At 72.6% G+C, this 19,229-nt stretch carries 20 protein-coding genes, 2 tRNA genes and 2 pseudogenes; 14 read left to right on the top strand and 10 right to left on the bottom strand.

Annotation, left to right across the window (positions count from 1 at the left end):
• Positions 1-51 precede the first annotated feature (51 nt).
• From ABT403_RS04525 to ABT403_RS04515, 3 genes are all read left to right on the top strand, one after another.
• Positions 52-124, top strand: a tRNA-Arg gene (locus ABT403_RS04525).
• A gap of 75 nt (positions 125-199) precedes the next feature.
• Positions 200-670, top strand: coding sequence for a hypothetical protein (locus ABT403_RS04520; RefSeq protein WP_344160587.1), 471 nt, complete (start codon positions 200-202; stop codon positions 668-670).
• A 140-nt stretch (positions 671-810) separates the two neighbouring features.
• Positions 811-1,176 carry a PH domain-containing protein gene (locus ABT403_RS04515; protein ID WP_344160590.1) on the top strand — a complete coding sequence of 122 codons (366 nt, stop codon included), beginning with the start codon at positions 811-813 and terminating at the stop codon, positions 1,174-1,176.
• 9 nt (positions 1,177-1,185) lie between these two features.
• Here ABT403_RS04515 and ABT403_RS04510 read toward each other — a convergent pair whose 3' ends face one another.
• Entirely contained in the window at positions 1,186-2,112 is a 927-nt protein-coding gene (locus tag ABT403_RS04510; protein WP_344160593.1) for an SMP-30/gluconolactonase/LRE family protein, read from the bottom strand.
• Positions 2,113-2,220: 108 nt separating this feature from the next.
• Between ABT403_RS04510 and ABT403_RS04505 the strand changes: the two genes are divergently transcribed.
• The 10 genes and pseudogenes from ABT403_RS04505 to ABT403_RS04460 all read left to right on the top strand — a co-directional run bounded on the left by ABT403_RS04505 (position 2,221) and on the right by ABT403_RS04460 (position 12,011).
• Positions 2,221-2,655 (top strand): Lrp/AsnC family transcriptional regulator, encoded by a 435-nt coding sequence (locus ABT403_RS04505; protein WP_344160596.1) that lies wholly within the window; start codon positions 2,221-2,223, stop codon positions 2,653-2,655.
• Positions 2,652-3,557, top strand: a complete 906-nt coding sequence (locus ABT403_RS04500; RefSeq protein ID WP_344160599.1) for a DUF2797 domain-containing protein — start codon at positions 2,652-2,654, stop codon at positions 3,555-3,557. The genes ABT403_RS04505 and ABT403_RS04500 overlap by 4 nt, the downstream gene beginning before the upstream one ends.
• A 23-nt stretch (positions 3,558-3,580) precedes the next feature.
• Positions 3,581-3,991, top strand: a complete 411-nt coding sequence (locus tag ABT403_RS04495; protein ID WP_344160602.1) for a hypothetical protein — start codon at positions 3,581-3,583, stop codon at positions 3,989-3,991.
• Between the two features lie 94 nt (positions 3,992-4,085).
• Positions 4,086-4,424, top strand: coding sequence for an antibiotic biosynthesis monooxygenase family protein (locus ABT403_RS04490; protein WP_344160605.1), 339 nt, complete (start codon positions 4,086-4,088; stop codon positions 4,422-4,424).
• Positions 4,408-5,289, top strand: a complete 882-nt coding sequence (locus ABT403_RS04485; RefSeq protein WP_344160608.1) for an amidohydrolase family protein — start codon at positions 4,408-4,410, stop codon at positions 5,287-5,289. Before ABT403_RS04490 ends, ABT403_RS04485 begins: the two co-directional genes overlap by 17 nt.
• A gap of 85 nt (positions 5,290-5,374) precedes the next feature.
• Complete coding sequence (locus tag ABT403_RS04480) at positions 5,375-6,142, top strand: response regulator transcription factor (RefSeq protein WP_344160611.1); 768 nt, start codon at positions 5,375-5,377, stop codon at positions 6,140-6,142.
• 92 nt (positions 6,143-6,234) lie between these two features.
• A complete protein-coding gene (locus ABT403_RS04475; protein WP_425580210.1) occupies positions 6,235-7,716 on the top strand; it encodes a sensor histidine kinase in 1,482 nt (493 codons plus the stop codon).
• Positions 7,717-7,741: 25 nt separating this feature from the next.
• On the top strand, positions 7,742-9,016 hold the full coding sequence (locus ABT403_RS04470) for a bifunctional glycosyltransferase family 2/GtrA family protein (RefSeq protein ID WP_344160614.1): 1,275 nt from the start codon (positions 7,742-7,744) through the stop codon (positions 9,014-9,016).
• Positions 9,013-11,276 (top strand): annotated as a pseudogene (locus ABT403_RS04465) (ArnT family glycosyltransferase). The gene ABT403_RS04470 and the pseudogene ABT403_RS04465 overlap by 4 nt, the downstream one beginning before the upstream one ends.
• 90 nt (positions 11,277-11,366) lie before the next feature.
• Positions 11,367-12,011 (top strand): TetR/AcrR family transcriptional regulator, encoded by a 645-nt coding sequence (locus ABT403_RS04460; protein ID WP_344160616.1) that lies wholly within the window; start codon positions 11,367-11,369, stop codon positions 12,009-12,011.
• Between the two features lie 165 nt (positions 12,012-12,176).
• On the opposite strand, the pseudogene ABT403_RS04455 reads toward ABT403_RS04460, so the two are convergent.
• A pseudogene (locus ABT403_RS04455) lies at positions 12,177-13,674 on the bottom strand (MDR family MFS transporter); the annotation flags it as partial.
• Positions 13,675-13,756: 82 nt separating this feature from the next.
• Complete coding sequence (locus ABT403_RS04450) at positions 13,757-14,188, bottom strand: MarR family winged helix-turn-helix transcriptional regulator (RefSeq protein ID WP_344160622.1); 432 nt, start codon at positions 14,186-14,188, stop codon at positions 13,757-13,759.
• 115 nt (positions 14,189-14,303) lie between these two features.
• Between ABT403_RS04450 and ABT403_RS04445 the strand changes: the two genes are divergently transcribed.
• Positions 14,304-14,537, top strand: coding sequence for a hypothetical protein (locus ABT403_RS04445; protein WP_344160625.1), 234 nt, complete (start codon positions 14,304-14,306; stop codon positions 14,535-14,537).
• 15 nt (positions 14,538-14,552) lie between these two features.
• Here ABT403_RS04445 and ABT403_RS04440 read toward each other — a convergent pair whose 3' ends face one another.
• The 7 genes from ABT403_RS04440 to tadA all read right to left on the bottom strand — a co-directional run bounded on the left by ABT403_RS04440 (position 14,553) and on the right by tadA (position 19,215).
• Complete coding sequence (locus ABT403_RS04440) at positions 14,553-15,440, bottom strand: hypothetical protein (RefSeq protein WP_344160628.1); 888 nt, start codon at positions 15,438-15,440, stop codon at positions 14,553-14,555.
• Positions 15,441-15,502: 62 nt separating this feature from the next.
• Positions 15,503-16,342: an RNA polymerase sigma factor SigF gene (locus ABT403_RS04435; protein ID WP_344160631.1), complete on the bottom strand. Its 840-nt coding sequence runs from the start codon at positions 16,340-16,342 to the stop codon at positions 15,503-15,505.
• A gap of 232 nt (positions 16,343-16,574) precedes the next feature.
• Positions 16,575-17,501 (bottom strand): RNA polymerase sigma factor SigF, encoded by a 927-nt coding sequence (locus ABT403_RS04430; RefSeq protein WP_425580211.1) that lies wholly within the window; start codon positions 17,499-17,501, stop codon positions 16,575-16,577.
• 228 nt (positions 17,502-17,729) lie between these two features.
• Positions 17,730-17,891, bottom strand: a complete 162-nt coding sequence (locus ABT403_RS04425) for a hypothetical protein (RefSeq protein ID WP_167747595.1) — start codon at positions 17,889-17,891, stop codon at positions 17,730-17,732.
• 371 nt (positions 17,892-18,262) lie between these two features.
• Complete coding sequence (locus ABT403_RS04420) at positions 18,263-18,553, bottom strand: hypothetical protein (protein ID WP_344160637.1); 291 nt, start codon at positions 18,551-18,553, stop codon at positions 18,263-18,265.
• An 89-nt stretch (positions 18,554-18,642) separates the two neighbouring features.
• Positions 18,643-18,727: transfer RNA gene (locus tag ABT403_RS04415), tRNA-Ser, on the bottom strand.
• A 59-nt stretch (positions 18,728-18,786) separates the two neighbouring features.
• Entirely contained in the window at positions 18,787-19,215 is a 429-nt protein-coding gene (tadA, locus tag ABT403_RS04410) for a tRNA adenosine(34) deaminase TadA (protein WP_344160883.1), read from the bottom strand.
• Positions 19,216-19,229: the final 14 nt, after the last annotated feature.

Below are 19,229 nucleotides of genomic sequence, written 5' to 3'. Positions count from 1 at the left end.
GTATTGTTGTTCTCGCAAGGCCAACCGGGCAGAAAACACCGGGAAGCCCAAGCACTCGTAGCTTAACGGATAGAGCATCTGACTACGGATCAGAAGGTTGCAGGTTCGAATCCTGCCGAGTGCACAGCCGAAGAGGCCCTCAGGAAAAGTCCTGAGGGCCTCTTGCGTATGTCCTGGCGATGCGGAGCATGGGGGGCTCGTGGAGAACAGGTCGAAGGGGTTCTTGTTCCTCGGGGTGGGCGCCGTCGGCTGCCTCGCCGTGCTGCTGGCCCCCGTGGTCCTCTTCGGGCTCTTCATCGTGTTCCGTGCGCTCACCGTGGCTCCCGAGCCCGACGGGGAGCCGGTCGTGCTGGCGCGGGAGGCGCTGACGGGCACCTGGGCCGACGAGAACGGCGGCACCCTCACCCTGGCCGCGGACGGAAGGTTCACCGCCGACGGCGTCTGCGGTGAGTTCAATGTGCGCAATGAGGTGTACACGCGGACGGGCACCGGCGAGTGGACGAAGTCCGACGACCGGTACGAGGACGCGGCGAAGACCGAGGTCCGGATCGAGTTCGGTGGCTCGTGGGCTCAGTACGAGGCGCGCGGCGGTGCCGCGTCGCCGATGTTGTGGACCTTCCTCGGCGACCCCGACGAAGGGGAGCTCTGCGTGCTGAAGAAGCGGTCCTGACCGGGGTGACCGGTACCTGAGGGGGAGACGTCCCCCGGGAGGGCTCAGGGGCGGGATGGCTCCTGCGGGGGACGTGGACCACGGGGCCGGGCCGATACGGTTTTCGGAGATCGTTTCGAAGCCTGATCGGGGGGACTCTCATGGGACTGTTCGGGAACGCGCACACCGTCGATCCGACGTCGGCGCAGCGGGACTACGCGCGGCTGCTGGGGCACGGGGAGCAGGTGCACGCCGCGTACCTGCTGGTGCGCGACACGATCCTGTTCACGGACCGGCGGCTGGTGTTCGTCGACAAGCAGGGGCTGACGGGCAAGAAGGTGGAGTACCACTCCATCCCCTACCGGAGCATCACCCACTTCTCGGTGGAGACCGCCGGCCACTTCGACCTCGACGCCGAGCTCAAGATATGGATCTCCGGCAGCGCGGCGCCGATCGAGAAGACCTTCACCAAGGGGGTCGACATCTACGAGATGCAGGCGGTGCTGACGCAGTACGTCGCGCGCTAGCCGGAGTCCTCAGGGACGAGGGCCGGGCAGGACGCGGGGGAGGCCGGTCACCGACATCACCAGGGAGTAGAGCGAGGTGGTGGCGGTGATGAAGAGGCGGTTGTTCTTCGGGCCGCCGAAGGCGATGTTCGAGACGGGTTCCGGGACGCGCAGGCGGCCGATGAGGTCGCCGTCCGCCGCGTAGCAGTGCACGCCCGACTCCATCGCGGCCGCCCACAGCCGCCCCTCGTCGTCGAAGCGGATGTTGTCGACGGAGGGGCAGGCCGTGAAGACCCGGTCCCCGCTCAGGGTGCCGTCGTCGCCGACCTTGAAGGCGCGGATGTGGCCCGCGCGGGTGTCGGCCGCGTACAGCTCGCTCTCGTCGGGTGAGAAGACGAGCCCGTTCGGCCCCAGGAAGCCGTCGGCGACGAGGCGGACCTCGCCCGTGGCGGGGTCGGCCCGGTAGAGGTTGCAGGCGCCGATCTCGCCCGGGGCGCGGCCGCCCTCGTAGTCGTTGGTGATGCCGAAGTCGGGGTCGGAGAACCAGACTGACCCGTCCGAGCGCACCACCGCGTCGTTCGGGCTGTTGAGCCGCTTTCCGTCGTAACGGTCGGCGATGACGGTGAGGCGGCCGTCCGGCTCGGTGCGGGTGACCCGCCGGTTGCCCTGCTCACAGGTGATCAGGCGGCCCTCGCGGTCGAGGGTGTTGCCGTTGGAGTGGCCGGCCGGGGAGCGGAAGACGGAGACCGCGCCCGTCGCCTCGTCCCAGCGGAGCATCCGGTCGTTGGGGATGTCGCTCCAGACCAGTTGCCGCCAGGCCGGCAGGTACAGCGGGCCCTCGGCCCAGCGGCAGTCGTCGTGGAGCCGCTCCAGGCGCAGGTCGCCGTTGGCGCAGCGGCCGGTCCGGAAACGCTCGTCCAGGATTTCGTACAAGGTGAGGTCAGCGATGCCCAACATGATTCCCCCGTAAGAGTGAGTCGCCGAATTGTGTTCGGTGTGATGGTGAGATTGCAGGATCCGGTACCGTCTTCGCAAGGGTGGGCAGGCATATGGGAGGAAGAACGCGTGGACGACATCGACCGGGTGCTGCTCCTGCGCCTCCAGGAGGACGCCGGGCAGTCCTACGCCGCCCTCGGGACGGCCGTGGGGCTCTCGGCCGGGGCGACCCACGAGCGGGTGCGCAAACTGCGCGAGCGGGGGGTGATCAGGCGGACCACGGTCGACGTGGATCCGGCGGCCGTCGGCAGCGGGGTGCTGGCCTATGTGATGGTCGACTCCAACGCGTGGATGGGTGAGTCGGCCGAGGCCTTCGCGGCGATCCCGGAGATCCAGGAGGCGCACATCATCGCCGGCAGCGCTTCCGTGCTGGTGAAGGTGCGCACGGCCACGACCGGGCAGCTCCAGGACGTGCTGCGGCGCCTGTACGCCATCGAGGGGGTCAGCGGGACGCAGGCGACGGTGGTGCTGGAGACCTTCTTCGAGCGGCCGCTGCCCCTGTGACCGGGACCGCCGGGGGCTGGCGGTGCACGGGGATCCGGTGGGGCGGGGGGCGGCCCGCCATCGGGTGGCTCGGGGAGGGGCGCGGCGAGCGGAGCAGCGCGCTCTCCTACGGGCAGCGGCTGGCCTTCGTCGCCGTGGGAGAGCGGCACTGCCCGGGGGTGTGGCGGGCCGGGAAGCGGACCCCGTGCCCGGCGGGCCGGACCGTGCCGGAGCGGGCCGGGAGCGCCCAGTGTGCGGAGTGCGCGCGGCTGGACCGGTCCTTCTCGGTGGCGGCCGACACCAATGCCGGCGATCCCCGGCCGTACCGGGTGTACCTGGCGTGGTTCGGGCCCGGGATGGTCAAGGTCGGGATCACCGCCGAGGAGCGCGGCCCCGTCCGGCTGCTGGAGCAGGGGGCGGTGACCTGGAGCTGGCTGGGGCGCGGGCCGCTGATGGCGGCCCGGCGCACCGAGGAGCTGCTGCGCGCGGCCCTCGGGGTGCCGGACCGGATCGCCTACGCCCGTAAGCGCGCGGTGCGGGCCGGGCTGCCGGATCAGGCCGAGCGGGCCGGGGAAGTGGCCGAGCTGCATGCCCGGGCGGCGGGGCTGGAGGGGTGGCCGGAGTCGCTGGAGCGGCTGGAGTGCCGGGTCACCGACCATGCCGGGGCGTTCGGTCTGGCCGGGCTGCCCGTCCCCGGGCGGGTGCTCGCCGGGCTGCTGCCCGGTGCGGCCGTCGTGGGCCGGCTGGCGGGGGCCGCCGGGCCGGACCTGCACTTCGCGGACGGGGTGGTGGTCGACACCCGGCTGCTGGCCGGCTGGGAGCTGGCCGCCGCCCCCGCGGGGGCGGTTACCGACGCCCCGCTGACGGCCGTCGCCCCGCCGGCGGAGGGCGGCGGGCAGGCGGGGCAGGAAGGGCTGTTCTGAGGAGCGGCCGCCATGATGGGCCCGTGCATGCTGATGATCAGGACGGTGAGTGCGTCTCCGGCGGGCTCGCGGCGTTCCTGTGCGAGGTGGTCGACGGCCGTCCGCTGACGATCGAGCTCCTCCTCTGCGAGGGGTGCGGGGGCCGGGAGTTCCTTCCGCTGGCCGGCGCCCGTGGGCTGGAGCTGGAGTGCACCGCCTGCTGCGGCCGTGCGTTCCTCGCCGGCAGGGAGAGCTGGCGGTACGAGGACTTCTGGGAGGACGGCGAGCCCGGATGGGCCGGCTGTTCCTGCGGGGGCGGGGAGTTCGAGGCCGCGCTCGCGTTCACACACGGCGAGGACGGCCCGGTCCGCGCGGTGACCGTGGGCTTGCGGTGCCTCCGGGACGGGACCCTCGGGGTCTGCGCCGCCTGGCGCGGGGGCCGGCCGCAGGGGTGACACCGCCCCGCGAAGGTCAAAAGTTGGATCCCTTTTGCCTTCCGGGGCCGATTCTGGTGGACATGCCAAGGGGGTTCCGCAGAGGGTGGCGGGCATGAGCATCCAGCCCGTACCGGCGTTCGAACCGCCTTATGTCATGGCCGTATTCAGCAATGTGCGCACCGCCGACGACAGTGGTTATCCGGAGGTCCTCTCCCGGATGAACGAGCTCGTCCGGGGGAACCCCGGGTTCCTCGGATACGAGTCGGCGCGCACCCCCGGCGGTCTCGGCATCACCGTCGCCTACTTCCGCGACCACGAGTCCCTGGCCGCCTGGCGCACGGACCTGGAGCACCAGGCGGCCATGAAGCAAGGTCGCGCCGACTGGTACGAGAGCTACACCCTGCACGTCGCGACGGTCGAGCGGAGCCACGGCTTTGCCCGCAACGGCTGAGAGCGTCCGGGCCTTCCGGGAGAGGCTAGGCCTGCCCGGTCTGGTGGACGTGCACACGCACTTCATGCCGGACCCGGTGATGCGCAAGGTGTGGGACTACTTCGACGCCGCCGGCCCGCTGACCGGGGTCGAGTGGCCCATCACGTACCGGCACGAGGAGGAGCAGCGGGTCGCGCTGCTGCGGGAGTTCGGCGTCCGGGCGTTCACCTCCATGCTCTACCCGCACAAGCCCGCGATGGCCGCCTGGCTCAACGCCTGGGCCGAGGGCTTCGCCGCCCGTACCCCCGACTGCCTGCACACCGCGACCTTCTACCCGGAGGAGGACGCGGCGGCGTACGTGGCGCGGGCCGTGGAGTCGGGGGCCCGGGTCTTCAAGGCCCACCTCCAGGTCGGCGGGTACGACCCGAACGACGCCCTGCTCGAACCGGTGTGGGGGCTGCTGGCCGAGGCCCGCGTACCCGTCGTGGTCCACTGCGGCTCCGGGCCCGTCGCGGCCGCGTACACCGGGCCCGGGCCGGTCGCCCGGCTGCTGGCCCGCCACCCCCGGCTGCCGCTGATCGTCGCCCACATGGGGATGCCCGAGTACGCCGAGTTCCTCGCCCTGGCCGACCGGTACCCCGAGGTGCGCCTCGATACGACCATGGCCTTCACCGACTTCTCCGAGCAGTTCAGCGGCTTCCCGCCGGGGGACCTGGGACGGCTCGCCGACCTCGGGGACCGGATCCTGCTGGGGACCGACTTCCCGAACATCCCCTACCCCTACGAGCACCAGCTGGACGCCCTGGAACGCCTCGGGCTCGGGGACGGCTGGCTGCGCGCGGTCTGCCACGACAACGCCGCCCGGCTCTTCTCCCTGCCCGGCTGACCGTCCGGGCCGCCCGGATTCCTTTCTCAGGAGATTCACAGGTTGGGGCAAGAGGGCTCTCAGAGGCGCGGGACAGCGTGGGGGCATGACAGCGACGACCACCGCCCCCGCGTCCACGTCCACCGCCAACCCGACGGCGCTGCTGCGCCCCGACGGCGGGCCCTGCCGGGTCCTCGTCGTCGACGACGAGGCCTCGCTCTCCGAGCTGCTGTCCATGGCCCTGCGCTACGAGGGCTGTGAGGTCCGCAGCGCCGGTGACGGGGCGGGCGCCGTGCGGGCGGCGCGGGAGTTCCGGCCGGACGTGGTGGTCCTCGACGTCATGCTCCCGGACATGGACGGGCTGGCCGTGCTCGGCCTGCTGCGCCGGGAGATCCCGCAGGTCCCGGTGCTGTTCCTGACCGCCAAGGACTCCGTCGAGGACCGCATCGCGGGCCTCACGGCGGGCGGCGACGACTACGTCACCAAGCCGTTCAGCCTGGAGGAGGTCGTGGCCCGGCTGCGCGGACTGGTCCGCCGCTCCGGTGCCGCGCAGGCCGCGCGCGGCGGCTCGGTCCTCTCCGTCGGTGACCTGAGCCTCGACGAGGACAGCCACGAGGTGGTCCGGGGCGGCCAGGAGATCCACCTCACCGCCACCGAGTTCGAGCTGCTGCGCTACCTGATGCGTAATCCGCGCCGGGTGCTGAGCAAGGCGCAGATCCTGGACCGGGTGTGGTCGTACGACTTCGGCGGCCAGGCCAACGTGGTGGAGCTCTACATCTCCTACCTGCGGCGGAAGCTGGAGGGCGGCACCGGGCTGCCCCCGATGATCCACACCCGGCGCGGCGCCGGCTACCTGATCAAGCCGGCCGACTAGTGGCATTCCGCCTGCCCCGGCCGCGGTCCGGACGGTCCGGCCGGCGCGGGCCGCGTCGCCGGCGGCCGTGGTCCCTGCGGACCCGGCTGGTCGTGTCGGCGGTGGCGCTGATCGCCGTGGTGGGCGCGGCCATCGGCACCGTCACCACCCTGGCCATGCGCTCCCGGCTGATGGGCGAGCTGGACAACCAGCTGCGCACGTCGGTGGAGATGGCCGTCCGGGGCCCGGGAGCGGGGAAGGCTGCCCGTGAGGGCAGCCTCGGCTTCATCTTCGCCCCCGGCTCCCCCATGGGCGCCGCCGGGATCCGCCTGGACGCGGACCGGAAGTTGATCGGCGGGGCGCGGATCGCCCCCCTGGAGGGCCCTGGACTCGATCACCGGGAGGTCCTCACCCAGGCGCAGACGGCGGTACTGGAGCGGGTCGCGCGGACGGTCGGCCCGGACGGCCTCCACAAGGCGGACGTGGACCTGCCCGGTCTCGGCGCCTACCGGGCGATGGCCGCGCCCGACGGGACGCTGGTGCTGGCCTTCCCCGTCAAGGGCGTGGATTCCACCGTGAACACCCTGATCGCCGTGGAGGTCTGTGTCACGCTGGCCGGTCTGATCGCCGCCTCCCTCGCCGGGCAGGCGCTGGTCGCGGTCGCCCTGCGCCCGCTGCGCAGGGTCGCCGCCACCGCCACCCGGGTCTCCGAGCTCCCCCTGCACAGTGGCGAACCCGCCCTGCACGAACGGGTGCCCGACGCCGAGGCGGACCCCCGCACCGAGGTGGGGCAGGTGGGCGCGGCGCTCAACCGGATGCTGGGGCACGTCTCCTCGGCGCTGACGGCCCGCCAGCAGAGCGAGACGCAGGTCCGCCAGTTCGTCGCCGACGCCTCCCACGAACTGCGCACCCCGCTCGCCTCCATCCGCGGCTACGCCGAACTCACCCGCCGGGGACGCGAGGAGCCCGGGCCCGACACCCGCCATGCGCTGGCCCGGATCGAATCCGAGGCCGTCCGGATGACCGGACTGGTCGAGGACCTGCTGCTGCTCGCCCGGCTGGACGCGGGCCGCCCGCTCTCCCGCGAGGACACCGACCTGGCCCCGCTCGTCGTCGACGCCGTCAGTGACGCCCGCGCGGCCGGCCCCGGCCACCACTGGCACCTCGCACTGCCCGACGAACCCTCGCCCGTCCTGGCCGACCCGGCCCGGATCCAGCAGGTCTTGGTGAACCTCCTCGCCAACGCCCGCACCCACACCCCGCCGGGGACAACGGTCACGGCCCGTGTTTCACGTGAAACATCGGCGGTACGGCTGCGGATCGAGGACGACGGGCCCGGCATCCCGACCGAGCTGATTCCCCACGTCTTCGAGCGCTTCGCCCGGGGCGACGCCTCCCGCTCCCGCGCGGCGGGCTCCACCGGCCTGGGGCTGGCCATCGTCCAAGCCGTGGTCACGGCACACGACGGCCGGGTGGGTGTGGAGAGCGAACCCGGCCGGACCTGCTTCGAGGTGCTCCTTCCCCTCGCCGCAGACCCCGCTCCCGTGATGCGGACCGACTCACAGAGGGACCACAGGTTCAGCACACCGAGGTGACAGGGCGCCCGGGGAGGGTCGGACCATGCCAACCGACACCTCCTGCGACGCCCTCCCGGCGCGGGCGCCCCTCGCACCCGCGCCCGGTGAGCCCGTACTCGACGTGGTGATCCCGGTCTACAACGAGGAAAGGGACCTCGGCCCCTGCGTGCGCCGGCTGCACACCCACCTCACCCGGACCTTCCCGTACCCCTTCCGCATCACCATCGCCGACAACGCCAGCACCGACCGCACCCCCGCGTTCGCGGCCGAGCTCGCCGCCGCCATCCCCGGCGTGCGCAGCGTCCGGCTGGAGGAGAAGGGGCGGGGCCGCGCCCTGCGCACCGTCTGGACCCGCTCCGAGGCGCCCGTCCTCGCCTACATGGACGTGGACCTCTCCACCGACCTGAACGCACTGCTGCCGCTGGTCGCCCCGCTGATCTCCGGCCACTCCGACCTGGCCATCGGCACCCGGCTCGCCCGCTCCTCGCGCGTGGTGCGCGGAGCGAAGCGGGAGTTCGTCTCCCGCGCCTACAACCTGCTGCTGCGCTCCTCGCTCGCCGCCCGCTTCAGCGACGCCCAGTGCGGGTTCAAGGCCATCCGGCGGGAGGTGGCCGAGCGGCTGCTGCCGCTCGTCGAGGACACCGGCTGGTTCTTCGACACCGAGATGCTGGTGCTCGCCGAGCGGGCCGGGCTGCGCATCCACGAGGTGCCGGTGGACTGGGTCGACGACCCCGACTCCACGGTCCACATCGTGAAGACCGCCACCGAGGACCTGAAGGGCGTCTGGCGGGTGGGCCGGGCACTGGCCCTCGGGGCGCTCCCCCTGGACCGGCTCGCCCGCCCCTTCGGCGACGACCCCCGCGACCGCACCGCCCTGCCCGGGGTGCCACGCGGGCTGGCCCGCCAGCTGCTCGGCTTCTGCGCGGTCGGTGTGCTGTCCACCCTCTGCTACCTCACCCTGTACTCCCTCTTCCGGCTCGGCGCCGGACCGCAGGCGGCCAACGCGGCCGCCCTGCTGGTCTCCGCCGTGGCCAACACCGCCGCCAACCGCCGGCTCACCTTCGGCGTCCGGGGCCGCGACCGAGCCCTGCGCCACCAGGCCCAGGGCCTGGTCGTGTTCGCCATCGGACTGGCCCTGACCAGCGGTTCGCTCGCCGCCCTCGGCGCGGCCGCCGACCACCCCGCCCACGGCACCGAACTCGCCGTGCTGATCACCGCCAACCTCGCCGCCACCGTGCTGCGGTTCCTGCTCTTCCGCGCCTGGGTCTTCCCCGAGCGCCGTACCGCTCCCGTTCCCGCGAAGGACGACCACCGATGACCACGGCCCTCCCGCCCCTCGACTCCCCGTTCCCCGAACGGGCCCCCGCCCCCGGCCGGGCGGCGGCAGAGGCCGCCCGTCCGGCCGCCACCCTCCGGCCCCGCTGGGAACGGCCCGCGTACGCGGCGCTGCTGCTCGCCACCGCCGTGCTCCTGCTGTGGAATCTGGGTTCCTCCGGCTACGCCAACTCCTTCTACTCCGCGGCCGTACAGGCGGGTTCCGAGAGCTGGAAGGCCTTCTTCTTCGGCTCTTCCGACGCCGGGAACTCCATCACCGTCGACAAGCCCCCGGCCGCCCTGTGGCCGATGATGCTGTCCGTCCGGATGTTCGGGCTCGGGTCCTGGCAGATCCTCGTCCCGCAGGCCCTGATGGGCGTCGCGACCACCGCCGTCCTCTACGCGGCCGTCCGCCGGCAGTTCGGGCCCGCGGCCGCCCTGCTCAGCGGGGCCGCCTTCGCGCTCACACCGGTCGCCGCGCTGATGTTCCGTTTCAACAACCCCGACGCGCTGCTGACGCTGCTGCTGACCGTCACCGTGTACTGCGTCCTGCGCGCCCTCGACGGGGCGCGGACCGGGTGGCTGGTGGGGGCCGGGGTGGCGATCGGTCTGGGCTTCCTGACCAAGACCCTCCAGGCCTTCGTCATCCTGCCGCCGCTGGCCCTGCTGTACGCCGTCTGCGCGCCGACCAGGCTGCGCCGCCGGCTCGGCCAGCTGCTGCTCGCCGGGGCCGCGATGGTGGTCTCCGGCGGCTGGTGGGTGGCCGTCGTGGAGCTGTGGCCCGCCTCCTCGCGCCCGTACATCGGCGGTTCGCAGCACAACTCCTTCCTGGAGCTGACCTTCGGCTACAACGGGCTCGGCCGGCTGAACGGCAATGAGACCGGCAGCGTGGGCGGCGGGCGGACCCGCGGGGCCGCCGGTGCGCTCGGGGCGTACGGGCTGCCCGGGGCGGGCCGGGCCTGCGCGGCGGGGGCTGGGGGGAGACCGGGGTGGGCCGGCTGTTCTCCTCGAACGTGGGAGGCCAGATCTCCTGGCTGCTGCCGGCGGCGCTGGTGCTGCTGGTGGCGGGGCTGGTGGTGACCTGGCGGGCCGGGCGGTCCGCCGATTCCCTCCAGGGCATGGCCCGTGCGGCCTTTCTGGCCTGGGGCGGCTGCCTGCTGATCACCGCCGTGGTGTTCAGCTGGATGCAGGGCATCTTCCACGAGTACTACACGGTCGCGCTGGCGCCGTTCGTGGCCGCGCTGGTGGGCATGGGCGTGGTCGTGCTGTGGGAGGAACGGGGCGGCAGGGCCGCCGCGCTCACCTTGTCCGGGACCCTCGCCCTGACCGCCGTCTGGTCGTACGTGCTGCTCGGTCGCTCCTCCGGCTATCTGCCGTGGCTGCGCTGGACGGTGCTGGTGGCCGGACTCCTGGCCGCGGTCGCACTGCCGTTCGCCGCCCGGCTGGGGCGCCGGGCTCTGCTCGGGGTGGCGGTGCTGGCGCTGGGCGCGGCCCTGGCGGGCCCGTTCGCGTACTGCCTGACCACGATCGCCGCCGGGCACACGGGCTCGATCGTCACGGCCGGTCCGGCGGTGGCCGGCGGGAGGGGCGGCCCCATGGGGTTCGGGCCGGGCGGGGAACGGTTCCGGGGCGGCCTGCCGGGCCTGCCCGGCGGCGGCCCGGCCGGCGGAGCACCGCAGAGCGGCCAGGGCGGCCAGGCGGGCCGAGGGGGCATGCCGCAGGGCTTCCCGCAGGGCGGCGCGCCCGGTGTCGGCCGGCCGGGCGGTACGAGCGGCACCGGCACCACGGGCCTGGCCGGCGACGGCCGGGGCGGCCAGGCGGGCGGCCCGGGCATGCGGGGCGGCGCCGGCGGACTGCTCGACGGGGCACGCGTCTCCGCGGCGGCCAAGGCCGCGCTGCGCGCCGACGCCGACCGCTACACGTGGGCGGCGGCCGCCATCGGCTCGCAGAACGCGGCGAGTTACCAGCTGGCCTCAGGCCGTCCGGTGATGCCCCTCGGCGGGTTCAACGGCAGCGACCCCTCGCCGACGCCGGAGCAGTTCAAGGCGTACGTGAAGGCCGGGAAGATCCACTACTTCATCGCCCAGGGCGGTCCCGAAGGCGGCGGAGAGTCCCGTACGGGGGGCGGGCCGGGCGGGCAGGGAGGCCCGGGCGGGTCGGTCAGTACGGCCGTCGAGAGCTGGGTGAAGGCCAACTTCAAGGCCGTCACCATCGGCGGAGCCACCTTCTACGACCTGACGGCCCCTTCGACCGGTATGTCCTGAACCGGCCCTGTTCCGTCGGAGACCCCCTAGCATCAAGAGGGCGGACCGGGCATTCCGGGCTGATCCCCTTGTGATGAGGAGGGCACCTCGATGGTGACCGAGGCGGATCCCGGCGGGGCCAGGACGAGTGTGTGGCTGGCCGCGAGGCCGGCCGCCCCCGCCAGACGCCGTACCGAGGCCCCCTCGGGGCTGGACCGGGACCGGATCACCGCCGCCACCGTGCGGCTCCTGGACGCGGAAGGGCTCGGCCGCTTCTCCATGCGGAGGCTGGCGGCCGAGCTGGGCGTCACCGCGATGTCCCTGTACTGGTACGTGGACACCAAGCACGATCTGCTCGAACTGGCCCTGGACAGCGCCCTGGGCCGGCTGCGGCTGCCGGCCGGGCCGCACCCGGAGGAGCCCTGGCCCAGCCGGCTGCGGGCGTTGGCCTGCGGCTACCGCGGGCTGCTGGCGGAGCACCCCTGGGTGGCTCCGCTCAGCGCGTTCTACCCGAACATCGGCCCGCACGCGCGGGCGCTCGACGCCGCCCTGCACCGCCTGCTGGAGGCGGCCGGACTGGCGGACGCCGGCCGGACCGGCGCCCACCTGGCCGTGTCGCAGTTCCTGAACGGCTGCGCCCTGCACGGCTGTGGGGGCACGGTGCGGCGGGCGCCGGAGGCGGACTTCGCCCTGGCCCTCGACGTCCTCATCGCGGGCATCGAGGCCAAGGCCGCCGGACGCCGCGCCCAGGCCTGAGCCGCCGCGCCCTGGCCCGGGGCGTCGCGCCCTGGCCCGGGGCGCCGACCCCTGGCCCGGGACGCCGGGCTCAGGCCTGGGACGAGGCCCGGTCGGACGTCTTCTCGGAGGACTGCTCCGGGGTCCCGGCGGTGGTGCCCTCGGCGCTCGGGGCGTGCGTGGCCGGCTTCGACTTCAGCGCGACCTCCTTGATGAAGACCACCAGCACCAGACCGAGCAGCGCACTCGGCGCGGCGTAGAGGAAGACGTCGCCGACGCCGTGCCCGTACGCGGACTCCATGACCTGCCGCAGCGGCGCGGGCAGCTTGTCGAGGTCGGGGATGCCGCCCCCGCCGGTGCCGCCGTGTCCCAGGGCCGCCGCCTTCGGGCCGAGTGCGGCCAGCCCGTCCTTGACGTAGTGGGTGACCCGGTTGGCCATCACCGCGCCCAGGGCGGAGACGCCCACGGCGCCGCCGAGGGAGCGGAAGAAGGTGACGACGGAGCTGGCCGCGCCGAGGTCCTCGGGGGCGACCTGGTTCTGGGTGGCGAGGACCAGGTTCTGCATCATCATGCCGAGGCCGAGGCCGGTCAGCGCCATGAACAGGGCGATGCGCCAGTACGGGGTGTCGTAGCGCAGGGTGCCCAGCAGTCCGAGTCCGGCGGTGAGCAGGACGCCGCCGGAGACCAGGAAGGCCTTCCACCTGCCGGTCTTGGTGATGATCTGGCCGGAGACCGTGGAGGAGACGAAGAGGCCGCCGATCATCGGGATGGTGAGGATGCCCGACATGGTGGGGGACTCGCCGCGCGCCAGCTGGAAGTACTGGCTGAAGAAGACCGTGCCGGAGAACATCGCGACGCCGACGAAGAGTGAGGCGGCGGAGGCCAGGCTGATGGTCTTGTTGCGGAAGAGCCGCAGCGGGATGATCGGGTCGCTCGCGCGGGACTCCACGAGGAGGAACAGCAGACCGAGCACGACGGCGCCGCAGGTCATCGCCAGGGTGGTCCAGGAGATCCAGTCGTACGAGTCGCCGGCCTGGGTCACCCAGATCAGCAGCAGCGAGACGGCGCCGCTGATCAGGAAGGCGCCCAGCCAGTCGACCTTCACGTCCCGGCGGACGACCGGCAGGTGCAGGGTGCGCTGGAGGACGATCAGGGCGATGACCGCGAAGGGCACGCCGACGTAGAAGCACCAGCGCCAGCCGAGCCACGAGGTGTCGGTGATGACGCCGCCGAGCAGCGGGCCGCCGACGGTGGCGACGGCGAAGACCGCGCCGAGGTAGCCGCTGTAGCGGCCGCGCTCGCGCGGGGAGATCATCGCGGCCATCACGATCTGCGCGAGGGCGGAGAGACCGCCGACGCCGATGCCCTGGACGACGCGGCAGGCGATGAGCATGCCGGTGTTCTGGGACAGGCCCGCGACGACGGAGCCGAGGACGTAGATCACCAGGGATATCTGGACGAGCAGCTTCTTGCTGAAGAGGTCGGACAGCTTGCCCCACAGGGGGGTCGCGGCCGTCATCGACAGCAGGGCGGCGGTGACGACCCAGGTGTAGGAGGACTGGGTGCCGCCGAGGTCGCTGATGATCTGGGGCAGGGCGTTGGAGACGATCGTGGAGGACAGGATCGCCACGAACATGCCGAGCATCAGCCCGGACAGCGCCTTCATGATCTGGGAGTGGGTCATGGGCGCGCCGTCGGACGTGGTCTCCGACTGGCCGCCTCCCCGCACACCGGAGGGTGTGGTCGTAGCCATGTGTTTCCTTTGCCTAGAAGCTCGATCGGAGTCGGGCCAGCAGGGTGTTGAGTGCGTCGATGTCCTCGGCGGACCAGTCGGCCAGGGCCTTCTCCAGCGCGTCCGTGTAGCGGGCGCCGAGCTCGGCGAGCACGGCGCGCCCCTCCTCGGTCAGGCGCAGGATCCGGCAGCGTCCGTCCCCGGGGTCGGTCTCCCGGTCGATCCAGCCGCGCTGTGCCACGTGGGCGACGTGCCGGCTGCTGACGGAGATGTCGACGGCCATGAACTCGGTGAGCCGGCTGAGCCGCATCTCGCCGTGCCGGTCGAGGACGGTGAGGACGGCGGCGGCGCCGGGCGGACAAGTCGGGGGCAGGATCCGGGCCAGGTCGCGCTTGACCGCCCCGATGCCGGTGAGCTGGCGGGCCAGCTCCTCGTACCGGGTGTTCTGCGCCGTCTGCGTGGCCATCGGACCACCCCCATCTCGTTGCTTTGGGCAACCATAGAAGAGTATGGTTGCTACAGGCAAATGAATTCGGGGGGCTGAGCGGTAAAGGAATCGGAAAACCCGCTAGGGTCCAGCCATGTCCGCAGACCACAACTCGCCTGAAGCCGGTGGCTCCTACGACCCCGCCGGCAGCACTCAGATGTTCCGCGCCTTCGTGGCGGAGGGGGACGGCCAGGCGGCCCGCACCCCGTCCGTGCCGGGCTCGCGGCGCCGGGCCAAGGAGTCCGGGTCGAAGACGGGCGGCCGGCTGCTGCTGGCGCTCGGGCTCGTGCTGATGGCCGGGGCGGCCGTGTGGCTGGTGCTGCGCTGACGCGTCCGGGCGCTCTCAGCTCCAGGCCGCGGTGACCCCGCGGGTCTCCACGTGCATGCCGAGGGGGACCCGCCAGGCCTCCACGCAGACCGTGTAGGTCTGCGTCCTGGAGCTCCCGCCCGCTATCGGGGCGGGCAGCGGCCGGGTCGTGGTGAGGGTGGCCCAGTCGATGCCGAGGGCGCCGATGACGTGCGTGGCGAAGGTGACCGTGCCCGAACGGGCCGGGGTGCCGCCGGTGTTGGTGAAGGTCACCGTGACGCGCTCGCACCAGCGGTCGGACGCCGCCGCGCGGGCCGGAGTGCTCAGCGTGAGGCGTGCCGGGGTGGCGGGCGGGGGTGTGGTGCCCCCGGAGCCTCCCGAGCTGCCGGTGCCGCCCGATGCCCCGGTGCCGCCGGAGCCACCTGTGCCGCCTGGGGTACCTGTGCCGCCCGAGCCTCCCGTGGTGCCCGAGCCGCCTGATGCCCCTGCGCCCCCGGTCCCGCCCGCGCCCCCGGTCCCGCCCGGGGTGCCCGTGCCGCCGCCCGCGCCCCCGGCGCCGGGGGTGGTCGGTGGGGTGCCCGGGGCCGGCGGTGTGCCGGGTGCGGGGGCGGAGCCGCCCTGGGCGGTGGCCGTCGCTCCGCCCTGGGCGGAGCCCCCGCCGGGCTGTGACCCCGGCGCGCCGGGTGTCGTAACGGCGGACGCGCTCGCGGAAGGGGCCGAGCCCGCCGACGCGATCGGCTGGAACTCGACCCGCCCCTGCGGCGGAACGTTCTGCCCCGCGCCCCGCTCGGGCCCCGGGGCCGCCGCGCCCACGGCGGCGTAGCCGTCACGGGCCGGGCCGCCGCATCCGGTGAGGGCGGCGGTGGCCGTGCAGCACAGGGCGAGGGGGGCGAGGAGGCGCGCCGCGCGGGATCCCGTTCGCATCGCGCCAGTGTTCCTGACGCGCCGTCAAATGGGAACCCCGCGCAGTGCCGGGGCCCGCGGGCCTACTCTCCGATCAGGCCCGTGCGCAGCTGCGCCAGCGTCCGCGTCAGCAGCCGGGAGACGTGCATCTGGGAGATGCCGACCTCCTCGCCGATCTGCGACTGGGTCATGTTCGCGAAGAACCGCAGCATGATGATCTGCCGTTCCCTGGGCGGGAGTTTGGCCAGCAGGGGCTTGAGCGATTCGCGGTACTCGACGCCTTCGAGCGCGGTGTCCTCGTACCCGAGCCGGTCCGCGAGGGAGCCCTCGCCGCCCTCGTCCTCCGGCGAGGGGGAGTCGAGGGAGGAGGCGGTGTAGGCGTTGCCGACGGCGAGTCCGTCGACGACCTCCTCCTCGGTGACCCCGAGGACCGCCGCCAGCTCCGGCACGGTCGGGGACCGGTCGAGGCGCTGGGCGAGTTCGTCGCTGGCCTTGGTCAGCGCGAGGCGCAGCTCCTGGAGCCGGCGCGGGACGCGGACGGACCAGGAGGTGTCGCGAAAGAATCGTTTGATCTCGCCCACGACGGTCGGCATGGCGAACGTCGGGAACTCGACCCCGCGTTCGCAGTCGAACCGGTCGATCGCCTTGATCAGGCCGATCGTGCCGACCTGGACGATGTCCTCCATCGGCTCGTTGCGGCTGCGGAACCGGGCCGCCGCGTAGCGCACCAGCGGCAGGTTCAGCTCGATCAGGGTGTCGCGTACGTACGCCCGTTCGGGGCTGTCCGGGTCCAGGGTGGCGAGTCGCTGGAAGAGGGAGCGGGAGAGGGTGCGGGTGTCGATGGCTTCCGAGCGGTCGGCCACTGCCGGCAGCTCACGCTCGACGAGCGTGAGCACCTTGGAGCTGCCCTGGTCTACGGACATGCCACCCCCTTGAGGTCGCGGACGGTCGCGTATCGGCGCGTCCCGTCGGAGGAACGCAGCCTCCACCTGAATACCGGAGGCGGGGCTGCGGCAAACGCGGTTCCAGCAGAATGTCACATGTCGGCAACACGCTGTAGCGTCATGTCGACAAGTATCTCCAGCGACAGACCGCCGACCGAGCGGAATGAGCCGGTTCTGTAGGGAATCGCGGGCCGGGCTCCACCCGAGGGGGTTAAGCCTCGATCCTGTTTGCGGATCTCAGACGGGCGAAGCTGCGCGCGAGCAGCCGGGAGACGTGCATCTGGGAGACCCCGAGCTCGGCGCTGATCTGCGACTGCGTCAGGTTGTTGTAGTAGCGCAGCAGCAGGATCCGCTGCTCCCGCTCGGGCAGTTGTACGAGCAGGTGGCGGACGAGGTCACGGTGCTCGACGCCGGCCAGCTCGGGGTCCTCGTAGCCGAGCCGGTCGAGCAGCCCGGGCATCCCGTCGCCCTCCTGGGCGGCCTCCAGGGAGGTCGCGTGGTAGCTGCGGCCGGCCTCGATGCAGGAGAGCACCTCGTCCTCGCTGATCCGCAGCCGCTCGGCGATCTCGGGGGTGGTGGGGGTGCGGCCGTGGAGGGTGGTGAGGTCCTCGGTGGCGGCGTTGACCTGCACCCACAGCTCGTGGAGGCGGCGCGGGACGTGGACGGTGCGGACGTTGTCGCGGAAGTACCGTTTGATCTCGCCGACGACCGTCGGCATGGCGAAGGTGGGGAACTGGACCCCGCGCTCCGGGTCGAAGCGGTCGATCGCGTTGATCAGCCCGATGGTGCCGACCTGGACCACGTCCTCCATCGGCTCGTTGCGGCTGCGGAAGCGGGCGGCCGCGTAGCGCACCAGCGGGAGGTTGGCCTCGATCAGGGCCCCGCGCACCCGGTGGTGCTCGCTGGTGCCCGGCTCCAGGCCCTTCAGCTGGCCGAAGAGGACCTGGGTCAGGGCCCGGGTGTCGGCGCCCCGGCCCTGCGGTCTCGGTGGGGCCGCCCCGGGCTCCCGGGCGTCGGCGGGCGGCTCGTGCGCCGGCTCCTGACGGGCGTCCTGACGAGCGTCCTGCCGGGGCTCTTGCCGGGGCTCTTGCCGGGATTCCTGCTGGGGAGGCACCTGAGGCGCAGTACTGGCCGGCACGGTCACGCCACCCCTTCGGTCAACTCATCCGTCTCATACGTCAAAAGCGGTCATAGCATCACAAGAGATGTGCACTGTGTGCAAGCACCGTATATAGCCGTGTTGAGGGCAAGTTGGGCATTTAGGGGTATTCTTTTTACCGCCGTGAACGTGAAAGGCGAACGCGAAAGGCCCCCCACCCGCGGAGTGAGGGGCCTGGATGTCCGGAAATCGCTTCAGCGTACGGGCTCAGGTCACCAGTTCGGTGATGAACTCGCCGATGCCCGAGGCGGCATCCGATATGCCCTGGAAGCCTATTCCGACCATCTCGGCCGCCCGCTTGGGCTGAGTGATGATCACGAAGAGGACGAACACCGTGAGGGCGCCCGTGATGAGCTTCTTGGTGTCCATGAGCGGTGTCGGCCTCCCCAACCGGTACTGCGAAGTCGGGTGAGTCTAACCGGTCAGCTTTGGACACTCACCTGTCCTTTAAGGACCAATGACCCTGTCGTACGGGCCCTTTGCCGCTGGGTGTCCGGTCGTGGGAGGCGCAGGATTGAACACGAGCCCACCGGTTCTGGCAGGAAACCGGTGGGTGAGGGACAGGACCTCACTGCGGGGTCCGAGCCGCAAGCTTCCCCCCTGACTGCGGCTCGGGCTGGCGGGTTCCGTCCTCACCGGGGGAAGTGGCTTTGTCCCCCCGATGTCACTTCCCCCGTCCGCGTGGAAGGCCCCGGCTCCGGTCGGGGCCTTCTTCGCGTTCCGGCGGCCCCCGGCGCTTCCTACTGGATGGCCCCGAGCAGGTCCACCAGCGGCGCCACGGGGGCGATCGCGGGCTGGAGCTGGTCGGGCAGCGTCATCAGCTGGTTGAGCTGATTGGCCCCCTCGCTCACCCTCGCCCCGATGTCCTGGACCGAGGCCGGCGTCGCGCCCGCGGGCATGCCCGGCGCGGCCGTCGGCAGGTCCGGGAGGGTGAGCGGGGCGGGCGGCGCGGCGGAGGCGGCGGGCGCGGCGAGGCCCGCGGCGGCCCCCGCGAGGGCGAAGGCGGCGAGGAGGCGCTGGGTCTTGGTCATGCCGTGTCCAACGGCCGAGCGGACGCCCGGTCACGGCGGGCACGCACGAGAGCCCCGGTTCGTACGAACCGGGGCTCTCGTTTCCAGAGCGGTGGTGGAGGGATTTGAACCCCCGATGGGTTGCCCCATACTCGCTTTCGAGGCGAGCTCCTTCGGCCACTCGGACACACCACCGAGAGAGATCCTAGCGGATGGTGGGGAGTGCTTCGCAACTTCCGGCCGAGTGGCCCTGCTCACCGCTCACGGAAGAACTCCGTCAGCTGCCGCGCGCACTCCTCCTCCAGCACCCCGCGGATCACCTCCGGCCGGTGGTTGAGCCTGCGGTCCCTCACGAGGTCCCACAGCGACCCCGTCGCGCCCGCCTTCTCGTCCGCCGCGCCGTAGACGACCCGGGCCACCCGGGACTGGACGAGCGCGCCCGCGCACATCACGCACGGCTCCAGGGTGACCACGAGGGTGCACCCCGTGAGCCGCCACTCCCCGAGCCGGGCGGCCGCCCGGCGCAGCGCCAGCACCTCGGCGTGCGCCGTGGGATCTCCGACGGCCTCCCGTTCGTTGTGCCCGGTGGCGAGGACGGCCCCGTCCGGTCCCAGGAGGACGGCCCCGACCGGTACGTCACCGGCCGGCACGGCCAGGGCCGCCTCCCGGAGGGCCAGGCGCATGGACTCGCGCCAGG

The organism is Streptomyces sp. NPDC000075, assembly GCF_040301925.1.
GTDB lineage: Bacteria > Actinomycetota > Actinomycetes > Streptomycetales > Streptomycetaceae > Streptomyces > Streptomyces polychromogenes.
The sequence above is the reverse complement of the archived record's forward strand: the minus strand, read 5'-3'. Positions and strand labels throughout refer to the sequence as shown.